Here is a 16,835-nt window from a genome sequence, read left to right as displayed (position 1 = left end):
AGCTTGCTTGAATTGGTGTAAACAAAAAAAGCCCCGGACTTTGCCGGGGCTCGGGAAGGACACCCGCTGAGAGGAAACCACGGATGCCGAGGAGACCTGCGTACAGCGATGCCGCCGGCCGCTGGGGCCGGCGGGAATATCAATTACTGCTTCTTGGCGCCGTTGGCGGCAGCAGCGGTGAACTGGTTCACGGCAGCGTTCACGTTGGCTTCGAAGGTTTCAGCAGCAGCCTTGGCGCTCTTGGTGAACTGCTCGTAGCCGGCGTTGGCGTTGTTCAGGGCGGACTTGAACAGGGCCACGGCGCTTTCGCTGCCGGCGGGGGCGTTCTTGCTCACTTCGTCAACCAGGGAGATCACCTTGCGGTTGGTCTCGGCGATCTGGCTTTCGGCGGCCTTGCTGAATTCAGCGCCGGTGCCGGAAGCGATCGATGCCAGGTGACGGCCGTAAGCGATGGCTTTCTCTGCAACTGGCTGGGCCTGGGCAGCGGTCAGCGTGAAGAACTCTTGCGGGTCCTTGGCGGCCAGCAGCTGCTTGGTGGCGACCGACGATTCTTCCAGCGATGCCTTGGCAGCGGTGATGTTCAGGTCGACGAACTTCTCAACGCCTTCGAAGGCTTTGTTGGTCAGCGAAGAAAAGAGCGCGAATTGGCTTTCGAAGTTGGCCTTGGTGGCATTGGAAAACTGCTCAGGAATCGCAAACATTGGACTCTCCAAATAAGTGAATTAGTCGTTGGAACTTGATGTCTCTACAACAGAAAACAACGCATTGTGCAACGCAACAAAGGCGATTATCCGGGTTCGGGAATCAAAGTCAAGCAGTTTTTGTGCATTGCACAAAGTAACTAACCTCCTGTCAGCAAAGGGTTTCTGGCCAGAAAAGTCATAATTATTGCTGCCAAGCAGGGCATTTGGCCTCAGTGCTAGAATCGCCGGATGCGCTCCCTCTTTTCTCCCATTCCCTTATTCTTCGTTTTCCTCTGGAGTACCGGATTTATTGTGGCCCGCTATGGCCTGCCTTATGCGCCTCCTTTGACCTTCCTGCTGCTGCGCTTCCTGGGCGTATTGGCGATCTTGGCGCCAGCCGTGTTGGTGCTGCGCGCGCCGTGGCCGAAAGGGAAGGTTGGCCATGTGGCGGCCGCCGGCCTGTTGCTGCAGGCGGGCTACCTGAGTGGAGTATGGTGTGCCATCAAACTGGGCATGCCGGCCGGGCTGTCAGCCCTCATCGTGGGCATGCAACCTATCCTGACGGCTTTTGCGGCACCGTTGATCGGCGAACGGGTGCGTCCGCGTCAGTGGCTTGGGCTGGCATTCGGACTGGGTGGGGTGGCTCTGGTGGTTTACGCGAAGATCACGCTGGTCGGACTCAGTTGGCAGGCGATCGCATTGGCTGTGTTCGCCTTGTTGTCGATTACGGCCGGCACGCTCTATCAAAAGCACTTTTGTCCCAAGTTCGACCTGCGCACTGGCGCCGTGATCCAGTTTGCCACGTCGTTTGCCGCGGTCTTGCCTTTTGCCTGGCTGCTGGAAAACATGGGGTCGATTCAGTGGACGCCACAATTCCTCGGCGCCTGGGCCTGGTCCGTGCTCGCCCTCTCCATCGGTGCGATCTTCCTCCTGTTTGCGCTGATCCGTCGCAGCGACGCGACCCAGGTCACAAGCCTGCTTTATTTGACACCGCCCACCACAGCCATCATGGCCTGGGCCATGTTCGGCGAAGTCCTGAACTGGATGGGAGTTGCCGGTATGGCGCTCGCAGTGATTGGAGTAATATTTGTGGTTAAGCAACCCAGATAGGCGACAATCATGATCAGCTCCCCAGCACAGCAGGCCGTCGACGCGGCCATCACCTCGCGCCGTTCGATCCGCGCATTCCTGCCCACCCCGGTGCCGCGCGAAGATATCGAAGCCATCCTGGAAGTGGCTGCCCGTGCGCCATCCGGCACCAATACCCAGCCATGGCAAGTCTATGTGCTGACTGGCGCCATGAAGGCAGCCCTGTCCGCCAAGATCCTGGCCGCCTATGCCGACCCCGAGCAGAACAAGCTGCACACCGAGGAATATGCGTACTACCCGCGCGAATGGGTCTCGCCCTACGTCGACCGCCGCCGCAAGGTAGGCTGGGACCTTTACGCGCTGCTTGGCCTGACGCGGGAGAACAAGACCGGCATGGCCGCCCAGCATGGCCGCAATTTCGAGTTCTTCGATGCGCCGGTTGGCATGATCTTTACCATCGACCGCATCATGGAACAAGGGTCCTGGCTCGATTATGGAATGTTTTTGCAAAATATCATGGTGGCGGCACGCGGCCGCGGCCTCGATACGTGTCCGCAGGCGGCCTTCACCCAGTACCACCGCATCATCAGTGAAGTACTTGGCCTGCCGGCCGGCGAAACTGTTGTATGCGGGATGTCGCTTGGTTTTGCAGATAGTGGCAAAATTGAAAACACGTTGGTTACCGAGCGCGAGCCGATTGCCAAATTTGTTAAATTTATGGAGTGAACAAGCTTTCGTTGCAGCCCTGCGTCACTATGGGAAATGTGTATTGTGGGGCTGAAAACATTGGTGAAGAAAAGTCCGATTTTGCTTGCGCAGTAAACTGATTTTGCTACACTGCAACTAGCGATTCTGCTGTTTCACACCGGGGAATGACGAATGAACAAACTTGCTATCAGCGTGCTTGTGTCCTTGCTTTGCGCATCGGCTTCAATTGGATCTGCACAAGCGGCTGTCAAGAAAGCTGGTACCCGTTACGCTGCCCCGGCGACGACATCCCAACTGGTCAAGCGCAGCGTCGTTGTGCGTGGCCGTAACAAGATCGTTTACCAGCGCGTGACCAAGGTGCCCGACGTCAGCCGTCCGACCATGGGTGACCTGGCGGGCCTGAACCTGACACGTGATCCGCTGGACCTGAAATCGAACGTGGCCCTGGTCCTGGACCAGGCCAACTCCGAAGTCCTGTTTGAAAAGAATGCCGGCGTGGCTTTGCCGATCGCCTCGATCACCAAGATGATGACCGGCCTGGTGGTGGTGGAAGCCAACCAGGACCTGGATGAAGAGCTGACCGTGACCGAGGAAGACGTCGACCGCGAGAAGTTCAGCTCGTCCCGCCTGAAAGTGGGCGACCGCCTGACCCGCCGCAATATGCTGCACATCGCGCTGATGAGTTCGGAAAACCGCGCTGCCGCCGCCCTGGGGCGCAACTATCCGGGCGGCTTGCCGGCTTTCGTGCAGGCGATGAATGAAAAGGCGCAGTCGCTGGGCATGAACGACACCCATTATGTCGATTCCAGCGGCCTGTCCAAGATGAATGTGGCCAGCGCACGCGACCTGGCCAAGCTGGTGCAGGCTGCATACGAGCACCCGATCCTGCGCGAATTCTCGACCGACCCGAAGGCCGTGGTGGAAAACAGCGGCCGTCCGGTCACCTTTGGCACCACCAACCGCCTGGTGGCGCCGAACTCGGGCTGGGAAATCGGCTTGCAGAAAACCGGCTTCATCAACGAAGCAGGGCGTTGCATGATCATGCAGGCCATGATTGAAGGCCGTGCCGTGATCATGGTGCTGCTGGATGCCAAGGGCACCGCAGCACGCGTGGCCGACGCCACCCGCATGAAGAAGTGGTTGGCCGCGCTCAAGCCAACCTTCGGCGAAAACGTCAGCGGCGCCAGCACCAGCGCCCAGTCTTACTCGGGTATGTAACCCAGGGTTGCGGAGATCTGGTTGGCGGTATTGACCAGGTCTTCCAGCCAATCGTCCTGCAGCCGGTCCGCCGGCGCGGAAATCGACAAGCCAGCTACCAGTTTTCCGGAATCGTCCCGGATGCCGGCCGCCATGCAGCGCACGCCCAGTTCCAGTTCCTCATTGTCGCGCGCATAGCCGCGTGCGCGCACCAGGCTCAGTTCGCGCTCCAGACGCGCCAGGTCGGTAATCGAATTCTTGTTGTGGCCAGCCAGCCCGGTGCGGGTGGCATAGGCACGGATCGCCTTTGGCTCGTCCACCGACAGGAACAGCTTGCCGGTCGACGTCAGGTGCAGCGGGCCGCGAGCGCCAATGGCGCGTACCACCTGCATGCCCGAGCGTTCGGAGTAGGCCCGGTCGATGTAGACGATCTCGTCACCCTGGCGCACGGACAGGTTGATGGTCTGCTGTGTTTTCTTGTGCAGGGCACGCATCGAATCGAGCGCAGCTTCGCGCACCGACAGGCGGCTCTTCACCACATTTCCCAGTTCCAGCAGGCGCATGCCGAGGCGGTAGGTGCCGGGCTCGACACGGTCGACAAAGCGGGTCACCACCAGGTCGTTCAGGATACGGTGGGCGGTGGAAGGGTGCAGGCCGGAGACCTTGGAAAGCTCCTTCAGGCTGACCGGATCGGGGTATTTCGCCAAGGCGTCAAGCAGGGCCGTCATACGGTCGATGACCTGGATGGTTGTTTTCGGCTCTTGCGGGGGCAAGGTTTCGCTTTTCATAATGTGGTTGGTGCAGTGCGGTATATGCAGACTTATTTATACCATGATGTGAAAAAAATGGGAATTCTGTCGCTATAATCCGTGTCCATGGAACCTACTAGTGAATTTAAAAGCAAGAGCGGCCTGAAACGCATTTTTTCAGCCTTTTTTTACTCCCTTGAGGGCCTGCAGACCGCTATCCGCTCCGAACACGCCTTCCGCCAGGAACTCTTCGTTTTCGTGATCGGCACCATTGCCGCGCTACTGCTGCCAGTTTCTGCATTCCAGAAACTTGTATTAATTGGCAGCATGGTCATCGTGCTGATCGTCGAGCTCATCAATTCAGCGATTGAGGCCGTGGTGGACCGCGTTTCGCTGGAACGCCACCCCTTGTCCAAGAACGCCAAGGACTTTGGCAGTGCCGCCGTGCTGCTGGCTTGCCTGCTGTCGGGCGCAACCTGGCTGGTCGTCCTGTTCAATCGCTTCTATTAATTACTTTCCGGTATAACGAACGACGAAAACATTCGTTCGTATTTATATAAGGGGCAGTTAATCTGGCATCTCCAAACACAAAAGGGGAAACCAGATGCTGTCCAGGAAACTGATTGCCGCCGCCTTGTTCGCCACTGCCGCCGTGGCGCAGGCTGCCGACGTGAGCTTGCTCAACGTCTCCTACGACCCAACGCGCGAACTGTACCAGGACGTCAACACCGCCTTCGCGAAGGAATGGAAGGCCAAGACCGGCGACAACGTGAAGATCAAGCAGTCGCACGGCGGCTCGGGCAAGCAGGCACGCGCCGTGATCGACGGCCTGGAAGCCGACGTAGTCACCCTGGGACTGGCTTACGACATCGACGCGATTGCCGAGCGTGGCCTGGTGAACAAGGACTGGCAAAAGCGCTTGGCCCATAACGCCACCCCCTACAGCTCCACCATCGTTTTCCTGGTCCGCAAGGGCAACCCGAAAGGCATCAAGGACTGGAACGACCTGGTCAAGCCAGGCGTGGCAGTGATCACCCCGAATCCCAAGACCTCCGGCGGCGCCCGCTGGAACCACCTGGCCGCTTACGGCTACGCCTTGCGCCAGCCTGGCGGCAGCGATGCCACCGCTCGCGATTTCCTGAAAAAACTGTACAAGAACGTCCCCGTGCTCGATTCCGGCGCGCGCGGCGCCACCACCACCTTTGTGGAGCGCGGCATCGGCGACGTGCTGATCGCCTGGGAAAACGAAGCGCTGCTGGCAATCAAGGAACTTGGTCCGGACAAGGTGGAAATCGTGGCGCCTTCGGTGTCGATTCTGGCCGAACCGCCGGTCGCCGTGGTCGATAAAGTGGTCGACAAGCGTGGCACGCGCAAAGTGGCCGAGGCCTACCTGAACTTCCTGTACACCGACCAGGCCCAGGCCATCATCGCCAAGAACTACTACCGCCCGGGCATCGAGAAAGAGGCGAAGAAGTACGCCGCCCAATTCCCGAACGTGAAGCTGTTCAAAATCACCGACGTCGCCGGCGACTGGACTAGCGCGCAGAAAACGCACTTCGCCGATGGCGGCGTGTTTGACCAGATTTACCAGCCTGGCGCGAAAGTCGCGGGCCAATAATCACGCAACGGAGGGCCGCATGGCGATCCAACAACTGAACCAATTCCGCGTCCTGGTCGCGCCAGGCCTGCACAACAGCGGACCCGAACACTGGCAGTCCCGCTGGCAGCGCCTGTATCCGCGCCTCGAACGGGTAGAGCAGGAGCGCTGGAACGATCCGGTCCTGCTGCGCTGGGCCGACCGCCTGGATGAGGTACTGGACCAGGATCGTCGCCCGACCCTGATCGTTGCACACAGTTTCGGCTGCCTCACCACCGCATTGAGCCTGTCGCGTTCAACCTCCCCCCACGTGGCGGGTGTCTTGCTGGTGGGGCCAGCCGATCCCGACAAGTTCCAGGTCAGCTCCTTGTTGCCGCATGGCGAACTGCCTTGCCCATCGATCATGGTGGCCAGCACCAACGACCCATGGATGACGCTGAAGAGTGCCGAAAGCTGGGCGCAGCGCTGGGGCAGCGACTTCGTCAACGCGGGAGCGCTGGGACATATCAACGCTGAATCGGGACTGGGTGACTGGCGTTTCGGTCAGCGCCTGCTGCAGGTTCTGGCGCAGCGCGCATCGAATTTAACAATGGAGAAGAAGAATGAGTTTACGCCTTGGCGATACCGCGCCGGACTTCGAACAGGATTCCAGCATTGGCAGCATCAGGTTTCATGAGTGGGCAGGCGATTCGTGGGTGGTGCTGTTCTCGCACCCGGCCGACTTCACCCCGGTCTGCACCACGGAACTGGGCCTGACCGCCAGGCTGAAGCCGGAATTCGACAAGCGCAACGTCAAGGCAATTGCGCTCTCGGTCGACCCGGCCGACAAGCACAAGGAATGGATCAAGGATATCGAGGAGACGCAGCAAACCGTTGTGGCTTTCCCGATCATCGCCGACGCCGATCGCAAGGTGGCCGAGTTGTACGACATGATCCACCCTAACCAGTCGGCCACTGCCACCGTGCGTTCGCTGTTCGTGATCGACCCGGCCAAAAAGGTCCGGCTGCAGATCACCTATCCGCTCAGCACCGGCCGCAACTTCGATGAAGTGCTGCGCGTGATCGATGCCCTGCAATTGACGGACGGGTACGCCGTCGCCACCCCAGGCAACTGGAAAGATGGCAATGACGTGATCATCCCGCTCACCGTGCACGACCCTGAGGTGATCAAGCAGAAGTATCCAGCGGGCTACAAGGCCCCGCGTCCTTACTTGCGCATTACGCCGCAACCGAACAAGTAAGTCCGCGCAAGACTAGTGCAGATGCTCTGGCAGGCGCCCTTCGGGGCGCTTTTTTTCCTTCAGCATTTCGCGCAGCGCCGCGATTTCATGGCGCGCGCTGACGATGCACTGGGGATTGTTCTTGCCGCCTGGCGGGGCGAATTCGACAGCCGCCAGGATGCTGGCCTGGATGGCGGACAGTTTGTCGAAAGCTGCCAGCGGTAGGCCCGCATCTTCGAAGTCGGCCATCAGGTGCTTGGCAGTGCAGTAGACAGTGGCCTTTTCGAACTTGGTATAGGCCTGCAAGGCCATTTCGGTCAGGTCGCACAAACGGTCGGTCAGCAACAGAGCATCAGTCATCACACTTCCTCCCTTGAATCGCTTGCAGACAATGTAGCACTTGGTTGAATACAAGCCAATAGCCTTGCAGCTGTTCCATTCATGCAACGTTGGCAGCTAATTCACTTGTCATAAATGAATTATTTCTTTGTGAGTTCAATTGTGCGAGGTTAGTATTTTTGGGCGGCACCAAATAAAAATCGTTAGAGAGATCGGAATTCCTATGAAACGCACCCTCATCGCCAGTGCTGTTTTACTGGCAACATCGCAAGCTTACGCACAAACCGCCGCCCAACCAGCCGCCGAAGAACAGCAGACCGTGGTCGTGCTGGGCTCGCGCGCAACCGCCAAAACCGCGCTGGATACCGCCGCACCGGTTGGCCTGATCAACGCCAAGGATTTGCAGACTGCCGGCCCGCTGGAACTGGGCAAGCTGCTGCAGACCCTGGACCCGTCGTTCAATTTCTCTACCACTTTCATCAGCGACGGTACCGACATCATCCGCCCTGCGACCCTGCGTTCGCTCGGCCCTGACCAATTGCTGGTGCTGGTGAACGGCAAGCGCCGCCACCAGCAGGCGCTGGTCAACGTGCAGCAAACCATCGGCCGCGGTTCGGCCGGTACCGACATCAACGCGATCCCGCTGTCGGCCATCCATCACATCGAAGTGCTGCGCGATGGCGCCGCTGCCCAGTACGGCTCGGACGCGATTGCCGGCGTGATCAACATCGTGCTGAAATCGAACGTGAACGAGACCGCCCTCAGCGGCCAGGTCGGCACCACCAAGGAAGGCGACGGCGACATGGTCTCCGGCAGCGTGAACCGCGGCTGGGCTTTGGGCGAAGATGGCGGCTACATCAACCTGTCGCTGGAAGGGCGCAAGCGCGACGAAACCAACCGCGCCGGCCCTGACTCGCTGCGCGTCGATCCACCGCGCGTGACCCAGCGCATCGGCGACAGCGATGCCAAAGATGCTTACCTGTGGTGGAACGCGGCCCTGCCGGTCGACAAGGCCAGCGAGTTCTACACCTTCGGCGGCGTGTCCAAGCGCAAGGGCGATTCGTCCGGCTTCTACCGCTCCAAAGGCGACGGCCGCAACGTGCCGGCCGTCTATCCGGAAGGCTTCCTGCCGAACATCCGCACCACCGTGAAGGACGCCTCGTTCGCCTTCGGCTACCGCCGCGACCTGCCGAACGACTGGAAGGCCGACATCAGCATCAACCACGGCATGAGCGAGCTCGATTTCCACGAGAAGCAGACCATCAACGTCTCCTACTGGTACGAGCCGAAACCGGGCGGCGGCATCTACGCCGAGTCCCCATTCGAAGCCGACACCGGCAAGTTGAAATTCAACCAGACCACCTTCAACGCCGACGTGAAGGGTCCGGTCAAATTCGGCAGCGAAGAAGTGTTCGTGGCGACCGGCTTCGAGTACCGCCGTGACAACTACGAGATCGTCGCAGGCGATCCGGTGTCCTATCAATACGGCCGCACCAACAACCCAGCAATCACCATCCTGAACCAGAATGGCGGCGTCGCAGCATCCGGCACCCAGGGCTTCCCTGGCTATACCCCGGCCACCGCCGTGGACGAGGGCCGCCACAACATCGCCCTGTTCCTTGACACCGAATACCATCCAGTCAAGGACCTGCTGCTGGGCGCTGCCGTGCGCTACGAGAAGTACTCCGACTTCGGCAACACCGTCACTGGCAAGTTCAGCGCGCGCTGGGACCCGACCAAGCAATTCGGCCTGCGCGGCAGCGTATCGTCCGGCTTCCGCGCGCCAGGCGTGCAGCAGAAGTTCTACAGCTCCGTATCGACCAACCTGAACCAGGCAGGCCAACTGACCGAAACCCTGACCGCGCGCGAAGGCAGCGCTGTGACGACAGCGCTGGGCATCAAGCCGCTGAAGGAAGAAACCTCGCGCAACGCCTCGGTGGGCATGGTGCTGCGTCCAGCGTCGAACATGTCGCTGACCGCTGACCTGTACCAGATCAAGATCAAGGACCGCATCGTGTTCTCGAGCGAGATCTCGCCAGAAGCCGGCGGCGGCCCGATCGCCAACGTGCTGAACCCGCTGGGCGTCGGCCAGGCGCAGTTCTTCACCAACGCAGTCGACACCAAGACCCGCGGCCTGGACATCGTTGCCGACCACACGACCAAGTTCACCTCGTCGACGCTGGTGCTGTCCGGCCAGTTAGGCTTCAACAAGACCGAAGTGACCAAGCGCCACTCGCCATCCAGCTTGCTGACCGGCGATCAGCTGTTCAACCAGGCGCAGGTGACCCTGATCGAACGTGGCCAGCCGCGCAAGCACCACGTTGTTGCGGCCGACTACACCATCGGCCAATGGAATGTGAATGCCCGCGCCAACTACTACGGCGAAGTGCAGGGCGAAGGTTTCAGCCCGCTGCAGACCTGGGATGCCAAATGGATCGTCGACTCGAGCATTCGTTACAGCTTTAGCAAGAAGACCACCCTGGCCTTCGGCGTCAACAACCTGTTCGACACCTACCCGTCCGAATGGACCAATGGCGGTGACTTCCCGAAACTGGGTTTCAAGTACTGCTGGGAAACCTGCCCATTCGGCGTCAACGGCCGTTCGATGTACCTGAAATTCGATACCGCTTTCTAAGCAGTTGGTACTTCCCGTTGCAAGCGCCCTCCGGGGCGCTTTTTTTTTAAAGTCGGGGTCAGGTCTGGCAATCCGCCAATCGTTACAGCATGGCAGCCGGACTTTTACCTTTTTTGTCATAAGCAAATAAGGACTTCGTTGTTGGGATATCTTGTGATTGCGCATACCCTAGCGAATCTTGGAAGGATTTCGCATGGATCTGTCGTTCATCGTTTCTGGTTTTGTCGTAGGCCTGCTCGTCGGATTGACCGGCGTTGGCGGCGGCTCGCTCATGACGCCGATCCTGACCTTAATGTTCGGGGTTTCGCCCTCGGTGGCAGTGGGCACCGACCTGGCCTTTGCCTCCATTACCAAGACAGCGGGGACGGCCACCCATCGCCTGCGCGGCACCGTGCGCTGGGACATCGTGCGCCTGCTATGTTACGGCGCTTTGCCGGCCGCGCTGGTTGCCACCTATGGCCTCAAGCATTTCGGTGCCTTGGATAAGCAGATCGGCCATTTGATTCGCCTGTGCATCGCCGGTTCCGTCATGCTGACCGTGCTGGCGATCCTGTTCCGCGGGAAAATGCTGGCATGGATGCTGGCCCACCCCGATCGCCAGTTGCAGGGCAGGGCGCTGAGCAGCGCGACGGTCATTGCAGGCGCCGTGCTGGGCACCCTGGTCACGATTTCCTCCATCGGCGCAGGTGCCGTTGGCGCCACCTTGCTGGTGCTGATGTACCCCCGCCTCACCCCGGCCGAAGTAGCCGGCACCGACATCGCCTACGCCGTGCCGCTGACTGCCATCGCCGCAGCGGGGCATTGGTGGCTCGGCTCCATCGACTGGACACTGTTGCTCACATTGCTGGTCGGCTCGGTGCCCGGTATTACCATCGGCTCCTGGTTTGCCAAGTCCATGCCAGAACGCATCTTGCGCGGCATGCTGGCGACGGTCCTGGTGACGGTTGCCGCCAAACTGGTTGCATGACTGCCGATTCGGCATCTAAGCAAATAAAAAAAGGGTAGTTTGGTTTATAACGCATGAATGCGAACATGCGCTCCTGTTAGTCGAAAATGTAATAAGGGAGCAAGCATGTCAGCAGTTGCGTTGCCGACAAGAACGCCGGCAGGAGAGGTCAAGCCCCGCAAGGCGCCATACCGCGTGATGCCCGGCTTCAACTTGTCGCTTGGTTTCACCATTCTGTACCTGACCCTGATCGTCCTGATCCCGCTATCGGCGATCTTCCTCAAGACTTTTACCATGACCTGGGATGGCTTCTGGACGGCCGTCACCTCGGAACGCGTGGTCGCCTCCTACAAGCTGACTTTCGGCGCATCCTTCATCGGCGCCTTGCTGAACGTCTTCTTTGGCGGCATCGTTGCATGGGTGCTGGTGCGCTATCAATTCCCGGGCAAGCGCATTGTCGATGCACTGGTCGACCTGCCGTTCGCGCTGCCGACAGCCGTTGCCGGCATCACCCTGACCGCCTTGTATTCCTCCAACGGCTGGTTCGGCCAATATATCGAAGGCGTCCTGGGCATCAAGGTCGCCTTCACCCCGCTGGGCGTGGTGGTAGCGCTGACCTTTATCGGCCTGCCCTTCGTGGTGCGCACCGTGCAGCCGGTGCTGGAAGACGCTGAACGCGAACTGGAAGAAGCGGCCGCCAGCCTCGGCGCCTCGGCCTTCCAGACTTTCCGCCGCGTAGTATTCCCCACCATCCTGCCATCGCTGCTGACCGGCTTTGCACTGGCCTTCGCCCGCGCCACCGGGGAATTCGGCTCTGTCATTTTCATCGCTGGCAACATGCCGCTGGTGTCAGAGATTACACCGCTGTTCATCATCACCAAGCTGGAACAGTACGACTACGCCGGCGCCACGGCCATCGCCGTGGTCATGCTGGTGGCCTCTTTCCTCATGCTGCTGGCGATTAACCTTTTACAAGCCTGGTCTCGCGGGAGGAACGCCAAATGAGCGCATCCGTAACGCCAATCCGCCGCGGCGAACTGCCGCAACGTCATGACGTGCTGGAACCGCGCTGGGTGCGCTACGCGCTGATCACCGTGGCGCTGACCTTCCTGACACTGTTCCTGTTCGTGCCGCTGGTGGCAGTATTCACCGAAGCGCTGAAAAAGGGCTGGGACGTGTATGCCAGCGCCATCCTGGAAGACGATTCGATTGCCGCCATCAAGCTCACCCTGTTGACGGCCGCGATTGCGGTGCCGTTCAACCTGGTGTTCGGCGTGGCAGCTTCCTGGGCCATCACCAAGTTCGAATTCCGCGGCAAGAGCCTGCTGCTGACGCTGATCGACCTGCCGTTCTCGGTGTCACCGGTGATTTCGGGCCTGATCTACGTGCTGCTGTTCGGTGCCCAGGGCTGGTTCGGACCATGGCTGGCGGAGCACGACATCAAGATCCTGTTTGCCGTGCCGGGCATCGTGCTGGCTACCGTGTTCATCACCTTCCCGTTCGTGGCGCGCGAACTGATCCCGCTGATGCAGGCCCAGGGCAGCGAGGAGGAAGAAGCGGCCGTAGTGCTGGGCGCAAACGGCTGGCAGACCTTCTTCCGCGTGACCCTGCCGAACATCAAGTGGGGCCTGCTGTATGGCGTGATCCTGTGTAATGCGCGTGCCATGGGCGAATTTGGCGCGGTGTCGGTGGTGTCCGGCCATATCCGCGGCGAGACCAACACCATGCCGCTGCAGGTCGAGATCCTCTACAACGAATACAACTTTGCCGCCGCCTTTGCCGTGGCCTCGCTGCTGGCATTGCTGGCGCTGGTCACCCTGGCAGTGAAAACCTTTATCGAATGGCGCCTGCACGAAAATTACGGCGGCGACGCCAAGGAGCATTGATATGACGATCGCAGTCAAGAACATCAACAAGCGTTTCGGCGACTTCGTCGCACTGGACAATGTATCGCTCGACTTCCCGCAAGGCGAGCTGACCGCGCTGCTTGGCCCATCTGGCTGCGGCAAGACCACGCTGCTGCGCTGCATCGCCGGCCTGGAACACCCGGACTCGGGCCAAGTGCTGCTTGACGGCTCGGATGCGTCCGACCGCCACGTGCGCGAGCGCCAGGTTGGTTTCGTGTTCCAGCACTACGCACTGTTCAAGCACATGACAGTCTTCGAAAACGTGGCCTTCGGCCTGCGCGTCAAGCCGCGCAAGGAACGTCCATCGGAAGAGCAGATCCGCCGCAAGGTGAAAGAGCTGCTGGAGCTGGTGCAGCTTGACTGGCTGGCCGACCGTTACCCGCCGCAGCTCTCCGGCGGCCAACGCCAGCGTATCGCCCTGGCCCGCGCACTGGCCGTTGAACCGCGCGTGTTGCTGCTCGATGAACCGTTTGGCGCGCTGGATGCGAAAGTGCGCAAGGAACTGCGCCGCTGGCTGCGCCGCCTGCATGATGAACTGCACGTGACGTCGATTTTCGTGACCCACGACCAGGAAGAAGCGCTGGAAGTCGCCGACCGCGTGGTGCTGATGAACAAAGGCCATGTCGAGCAACTGGGTTCGCCGGACGAGGTGTACAACCACCCCGCGTCGCCGTTCGTGTACGGCTTCCTCGGCAACGTCAACGTATTCCACGGCCGCGTGCATGAAGGCGTGCTGGCCAGCGACGGCGTCGAATTCGACGTGGAAGGGCACGGCAGCGGCAAGGGCACGGCTTACATTCGCCCGCACGACCTGGAGGTCGAACGCTATGTGCAGGGAGCGGAGGGCATCGTGGTCAAGCTGCGCCGCGCGCACGCCATCGGCCCATTGGCCCAGCTCGACCTGGAACGCACCGACAATGCCCAGATCATCGAAGCCACGATCTCCAGTGAACGCTATATCCAGCTCAACCTGAAAGACGGCGAAACCCTGGTGGTGCGTCCCAAGCGCCTGCGCGTCTTTGTCGATGAAGGGGCACACGCATGAACTTCCAGCAGTTACGCTCCGTGCGTGAAGCGGCACGCCGCAACTACAACCTGACCGAAGTGGCCAATGCGCTGTTCACGTCCCAGCCGGGTGTGAGCCGCCAGATCCGCGAACTGGAAGATGAACTGGGCGTCATCATCTTCGAACGCAACGGCAAGCGCCTGACCGGCCTGACCGAGCCTGGCAAAGGCATCCTGAAGATCGTCGACCGCCTGCTGGTGGAAGCGGAAAACCTGCAGCAGGCCAGCCTGGAATTCACCGGCCAGAAAAGCGGCACGCTGACCATTGCGGCAACGCACACCCAGGCGCGCTATGCGCTGCCGAAGGCAGTATCGCATTTCCGCAATGCGTTCCCGGACGTGCGCATCGCCCTGCAGCAAAGTGCGCCTGACCATATCGCCGAATGGGTCCTGTCGGGCAAGGCCGATATCGGTATCGCCACCGAAGGCCTGTCGCAATTCCCGGACCTGGTGTCCTTCCCATGCTACCGCTGGAGCCACCTGGTAGTGGTGCCCGATGGCCACCCGCTGCTGACGCGCTCCCCGATCCGCCTGGAAGACCTGGCCGAATACCCGCTGATCACCTACGACGTCGGCTTCACCGGCCGTGGCCACATCGATGCCGCTTTCGACAAGGCCGGCGTGCGTCCCGACATCGTGCTGACCGCAATGGATTCGGACGTCATCAAGCAATATGTGGCGCTTGGCCTGGGCGTTGGCCTGGTGGCCTCCATGGCGTTTGACCATGGACGCGACAAAGGTCTGCGCGCCATTGAAGCATCGCACCTGTTCGCAGCGAATACCACCCGGCTGGCGGTGCGCAAAGGGGCTTACCTGCGTACCTACGCTTACGAATTCATTTCGCAGTTTGCCCCTGATTTGACGCGCGCCGAGATCGAACAAGCGATGCTGGGCGGCGAGGCCTAGAATTCCTCCCAGCCGTCGCCCGTCCCATTGGCCGCGACGAGGCCACGCTTCGGCTTTGCCGCAGCGGCAGGGCGGGCGGCTGCACGCGGCTTGAGCTGGGTGACCACGGCACTGCGGCGGGCCGGCATTGCTTCCTGTACCGATGCGGCGACGCGGAACACGCTGACGGCCTGCGACAATGACGCAGCCTGCTCCTGCAAGGCGCCTGCTGCTGCGGCAGCTTGTTCCACCAATGCGGCATTTTGCTGGGTGGCGCTGTCCATTTGCACCACGGCCGCATTGATCTGCTGCAGGCCCGAACTCTGTTCGCCGCTGGCAGCCGAGATTTCGCCGATGATGTCGGTCACCTGCTGAACGCTGTTGACCACGTCGCCCATGGTGGCGCCGGCCTGGTCGACCAGCCGGCTGCCTTCTTCGACCTGGGCCACGGAGTTGTCGATCAGCTGCTTGATCTCCTTGGCCGCATTGCCGGCGCGCTGCGCCAGGTTGCGCACTTCCGACGCAACGACGGCAAAGCCGCGCCCCTGTTCACCGGCACGCGCCGCTTCCACTGCCGCATTCAGCGCCAGGATATTGGTCTGGAAAGCGATGCCGTCGATGACCGAAATGATTTCCACGATCTTGTAGGCCGACTCGTTGATGGCGCTCATCTTGTCGACCACCTGCGCTACCACCGCGCCGCCGCGCCGGGCCACTTCCGAGGCGTTCCCCGCAAGCTGGTTGGCCTGCCTTGCATTGTCGGCGTTCTGCCGCACGGTGGAAGTCAGTTCTTCCATCGACGAGGCGGTTTCCTCCAGCGAGCTGGCTTGCTGCTCGGTGCGCGTCGACAGGTCCATATTGCCGCTGGCGATTTCCGACGAGGCAGTGGAGATGGAATCGGTGGCGTGGCGCACATTGCCGACGATGCCAACCAGGCTGTTGTTCATTTCACGCAAGGCCGCCAGCAGCTTGCCGGTTTCGTCCTGCGAAGTGACGTCAATTTGCTGCGTCAGGTCGCCGGCGGCCACGCTTTCGGCGATGCGTACGGCGCGGCCGAGCGGTGCGGTGATGCTGCGCACCAGCCACCAGCCGATGCCCGCAGCCAGCACCAGGGCGCCGGCAAGCATGCCGATCACCACCAGCCGGAAGCTTGCGTAGCTGGACTGCGACGATTCGTAGACCTGTTTGCCGACATCCATCTGCAACTGCACAAGACGGTTGATCACATCGCGTACCGGCAGGAAGCTCTCTTTCATCCGGCCGTGCATCAGTGCCTTCATCTTCTCCAGGTCGCCGGCGCGGCCGGCTTCCAATGCGGGATTCATTCCTTCGAGGACGAAGGCTGCATGTGCTGCGGCATAGCGTTCTGCCAACGCTTTTTCTTCATCCGTCATCTTGGTGGCGGCGTAGGCTTTCCAGGTCTTGTCGGCTTTGGCCAGGCCTTCTTCCACCGTCTTGACCATTTCGGGCAACGCGGTGGGGCCGACGGTGAGCGCATCGGACATGGCCAGCTGGTTGCGGTTGATGGTGCGGATCACATCCTGAAGTTGGCCCAGCGCGACGAGCCGGTCCTCATAAACGGTTTGCAGCGATGCATTCGTGTTCGCGAGGCTGGCAATGCCGGCGATGCCGATCACCGTCATCATGACGGACAGGATGGCGAGGACCGCTACCAGGCGGACTTTGATTGTGAGGTTGTTCAGCATGTACGGCTCCGGCCTGCGGGGCGCAGGCATTGTAGGGGGGAGTTCAACATGCCGCGTGGGCGGGGCGGCGGGCTTCGGGGCTGGTTGGGCCGTCAGGCACCCCGGAACC

The 16,835-nt window shown here is 60.7% G+C and carries 17 protein-coding genes; 13 read left to right on the top strand and 4 right to left on the bottom strand.

The genetic code is table 11. The features are described 5' to 3' along the window. Positions 1–143 precede the first annotated feature (143 nt). Complete coding sequence (gene phaP / locus ACN9MZ_RS23825; protein ID WP_426339329.1) at positions 144–701, bottom strand: TIGR01841 family phasin; 558 nt, start codon at positions 699–701, stop codon at positions 144–146. A gap of 231 nt (positions 702–932) precedes the next feature. Here phaP and ACN9MZ_RS23820 point away from each other — a divergent pair, with 231 nt between their 5' ends. The 3 genes from ACN9MZ_RS23820 (at position 933) to ACN9MZ_RS23810 (ending at position 3,698) form a co-directional block, all read left to right on the top strand. Further along, entirely contained in the window at positions 933–1,793 is an 861-nt protein-coding gene (locus ACN9MZ_RS23820) for a DMT family transporter (protein WP_426339328.1), read from the top strand. A gap of 9 nt (positions 1,794–1,802) precedes the next feature. After that, positions 1,803–2,498, top strand: a complete 696-nt coding sequence (locus ACN9MZ_RS23815) for a nitroreductase (RefSeq protein WP_426339327.1) — start codon at positions 1,803–1,805, stop codon at positions 2,496–2,498. A 153-nt stretch (positions 2,499–2,651) separates the two neighbouring features. Beyond that, positions 2,652–3,698: a serine hydrolase gene (locus tag ACN9MZ_RS23810; RefSeq protein ID WP_426339326.1), complete on the top strand. Its 1,047-nt coding sequence runs from the start codon at positions 2,652–2,654 to the stop codon at positions 3,696–3,698. Here the strand turns inward: ACN9MZ_RS23810 and ACN9MZ_RS23805 are convergent. Continuing rightward, a complete protein-coding gene (locus tag ACN9MZ_RS23805; RefSeq protein WP_090441755.1) occupies positions 3,683–4,465 on the bottom strand; it encodes an IclR family transcriptional regulator in 783 nt (260 codons plus the stop codon). The genes ACN9MZ_RS23810 and ACN9MZ_RS23805 overlap by 16 nt on opposite strands. A gap of 87 nt (positions 4,466–4,552) precedes the next feature. Between ACN9MZ_RS23805 and ACN9MZ_RS23800 the strand changes: the two genes are divergently transcribed. From ACN9MZ_RS23800 to ACN9MZ_RS23785, 4 genes are all read left to right on the top strand, one after another. Beyond that, the gene (locus ACN9MZ_RS23800) at positions 4,553–4,936 is read left to right on the top strand and encodes a diacylglycerol kinase (RefSeq protein WP_426339325.1); all 384 of its coding nucleotides are present in this window, start codon (positions 4,553–4,555) and stop codon (positions 4,934–4,936) included. A gap of 94 nt (positions 4,937–5,030) precedes the next feature. Next, the gene (locus ACN9MZ_RS23795; protein ID WP_426339324.1) at positions 5,031–6,044 is read left to right on the top strand and encodes a sulfate ABC transporter substrate-binding protein; all 1,014 of its coding nucleotides are present in this window, start codon (positions 5,031–5,033) and stop codon (positions 6,042–6,044) included. 19 nt (positions 6,045–6,063) lie between these two features. Continuing rightward, on the top strand, positions 6,064–6,699 hold the full coding sequence (locus tag ACN9MZ_RS23790; RefSeq protein ID WP_426339323.1) for an RBBP9/YdeN family alpha/beta hydrolase: 636 nt from the start codon (positions 6,064–6,066) through the stop codon (positions 6,697–6,699). Then, positions 6,626–7,264, top strand: coding sequence for a peroxiredoxin (locus ACN9MZ_RS23785; RefSeq protein WP_426339322.1), 639 nt, complete (start codon positions 6,626–6,628; stop codon positions 7,262–7,264). The genes ACN9MZ_RS23790 and ACN9MZ_RS23785 overlap by 74 nt, the downstream gene beginning before the upstream one ends. Before the next feature lie 12 nt (positions 7,265–7,276). Here ACN9MZ_RS23785 and ACN9MZ_RS23780 read toward each other — a convergent pair whose 3' ends face one another. Continuing rightward, positions 7,277–7,603 (bottom strand): hypothetical protein, encoded by a 327-nt coding sequence (locus ACN9MZ_RS23780; RefSeq protein ID WP_426339321.1) that lies wholly within the window; start codon positions 7,601–7,603, stop codon positions 7,277–7,279. Positions 7,604–7,805: 202 nt separating this feature from the next. Here ACN9MZ_RS23780 and ACN9MZ_RS23775 point away from each other — a divergent pair, with 202 nt between their 5' ends. From ACN9MZ_RS23775 to ACN9MZ_RS23750, 6 genes are all read left to right on the top strand, one after another. Then, positions 7,806–10,217: a TonB-dependent receptor plug domain-containing protein gene (locus ACN9MZ_RS23775; RefSeq protein ID WP_426339320.1), complete on the top strand. Its 2,412-nt coding sequence runs from the start codon at positions 7,806–7,808 to the stop codon at positions 10,215–10,217. Positions 10,218–10,410: 193 nt separating this feature from the next. Then, a complete protein-coding gene (locus ACN9MZ_RS23770; protein WP_426339319.1) occupies positions 10,411–11,184 on the top strand; it encodes a sulfite exporter TauE/SafE family protein in 774 nt (257 codons plus the stop codon). A 177-nt stretch (positions 11,185–11,361) separates the two neighbouring features. Further along, on the top strand, positions 11,362–12,168 hold the full coding sequence (cysT, locus tag ACN9MZ_RS23765) for a sulfate ABC transporter permease subunit CysT (protein ID WP_426342952.1): 807 nt from the start codon (positions 11,362–11,364) through the stop codon (positions 12,166–12,168). Then, entirely contained in the window at positions 12,165–13,049 is an 885-nt protein-coding gene (cysW, locus tag ACN9MZ_RS23760) for a sulfate ABC transporter permease subunit CysW (protein ID WP_426339318.1), read from the top strand. The genes cysT and cysW overlap by 4 nt, the downstream gene beginning before the upstream one ends. Before the next feature lies 1 nt (position 13,050). After that, positions 13,051–14,115, top strand: coding sequence for a sulfate/molybdate ABC transporter ATP-binding protein (locus ACN9MZ_RS23755; RefSeq protein ID WP_426339317.1), 1,065 nt, complete (start codon positions 13,051–13,053; stop codon positions 14,113–14,115). Beyond that, a complete protein-coding gene (locus tag ACN9MZ_RS23750; protein WP_426319002.1) occupies positions 14,112–15,041 on the top strand; it encodes a CysB family HTH-type transcriptional regulator in 930 nt (309 codons plus the stop codon). The genes ACN9MZ_RS23755 and ACN9MZ_RS23750 overlap by 4 nt, the downstream gene beginning before the upstream one ends. Here the strand turns inward: ACN9MZ_RS23750 and ACN9MZ_RS23745 are convergent. Continuing rightward, the gene (locus tag ACN9MZ_RS23745) at positions 15,038–16,726 is read right to left on the bottom strand and encodes a methyl-accepting chemotaxis protein (protein ID WP_426339316.1); all 1,689 of its coding nucleotides are present in this window, start codon (positions 16,724–16,726) and stop codon (positions 15,038–15,040) included. The two genes, ACN9MZ_RS23750 and ACN9MZ_RS23745, sit on opposite strands and share 4 nt — an antisense overlap. Between the last annotated feature and the right edge of the window lie 109 nt (positions 16,727–16,835).

Origin of the sequence: Pseudoduganella sp. S-14 (assembly GCF_049913285.1) — a bacterium.
In the GTDB taxonomy this organism is placed as follows: Bacteria; Pseudomonadota; Gammaproteobacteria; order Burkholderiales; family Burkholderiaceae_D; genus Rugamonas.
This window is presented reverse-complemented; position numbering and strand designations above follow the sequence as displayed.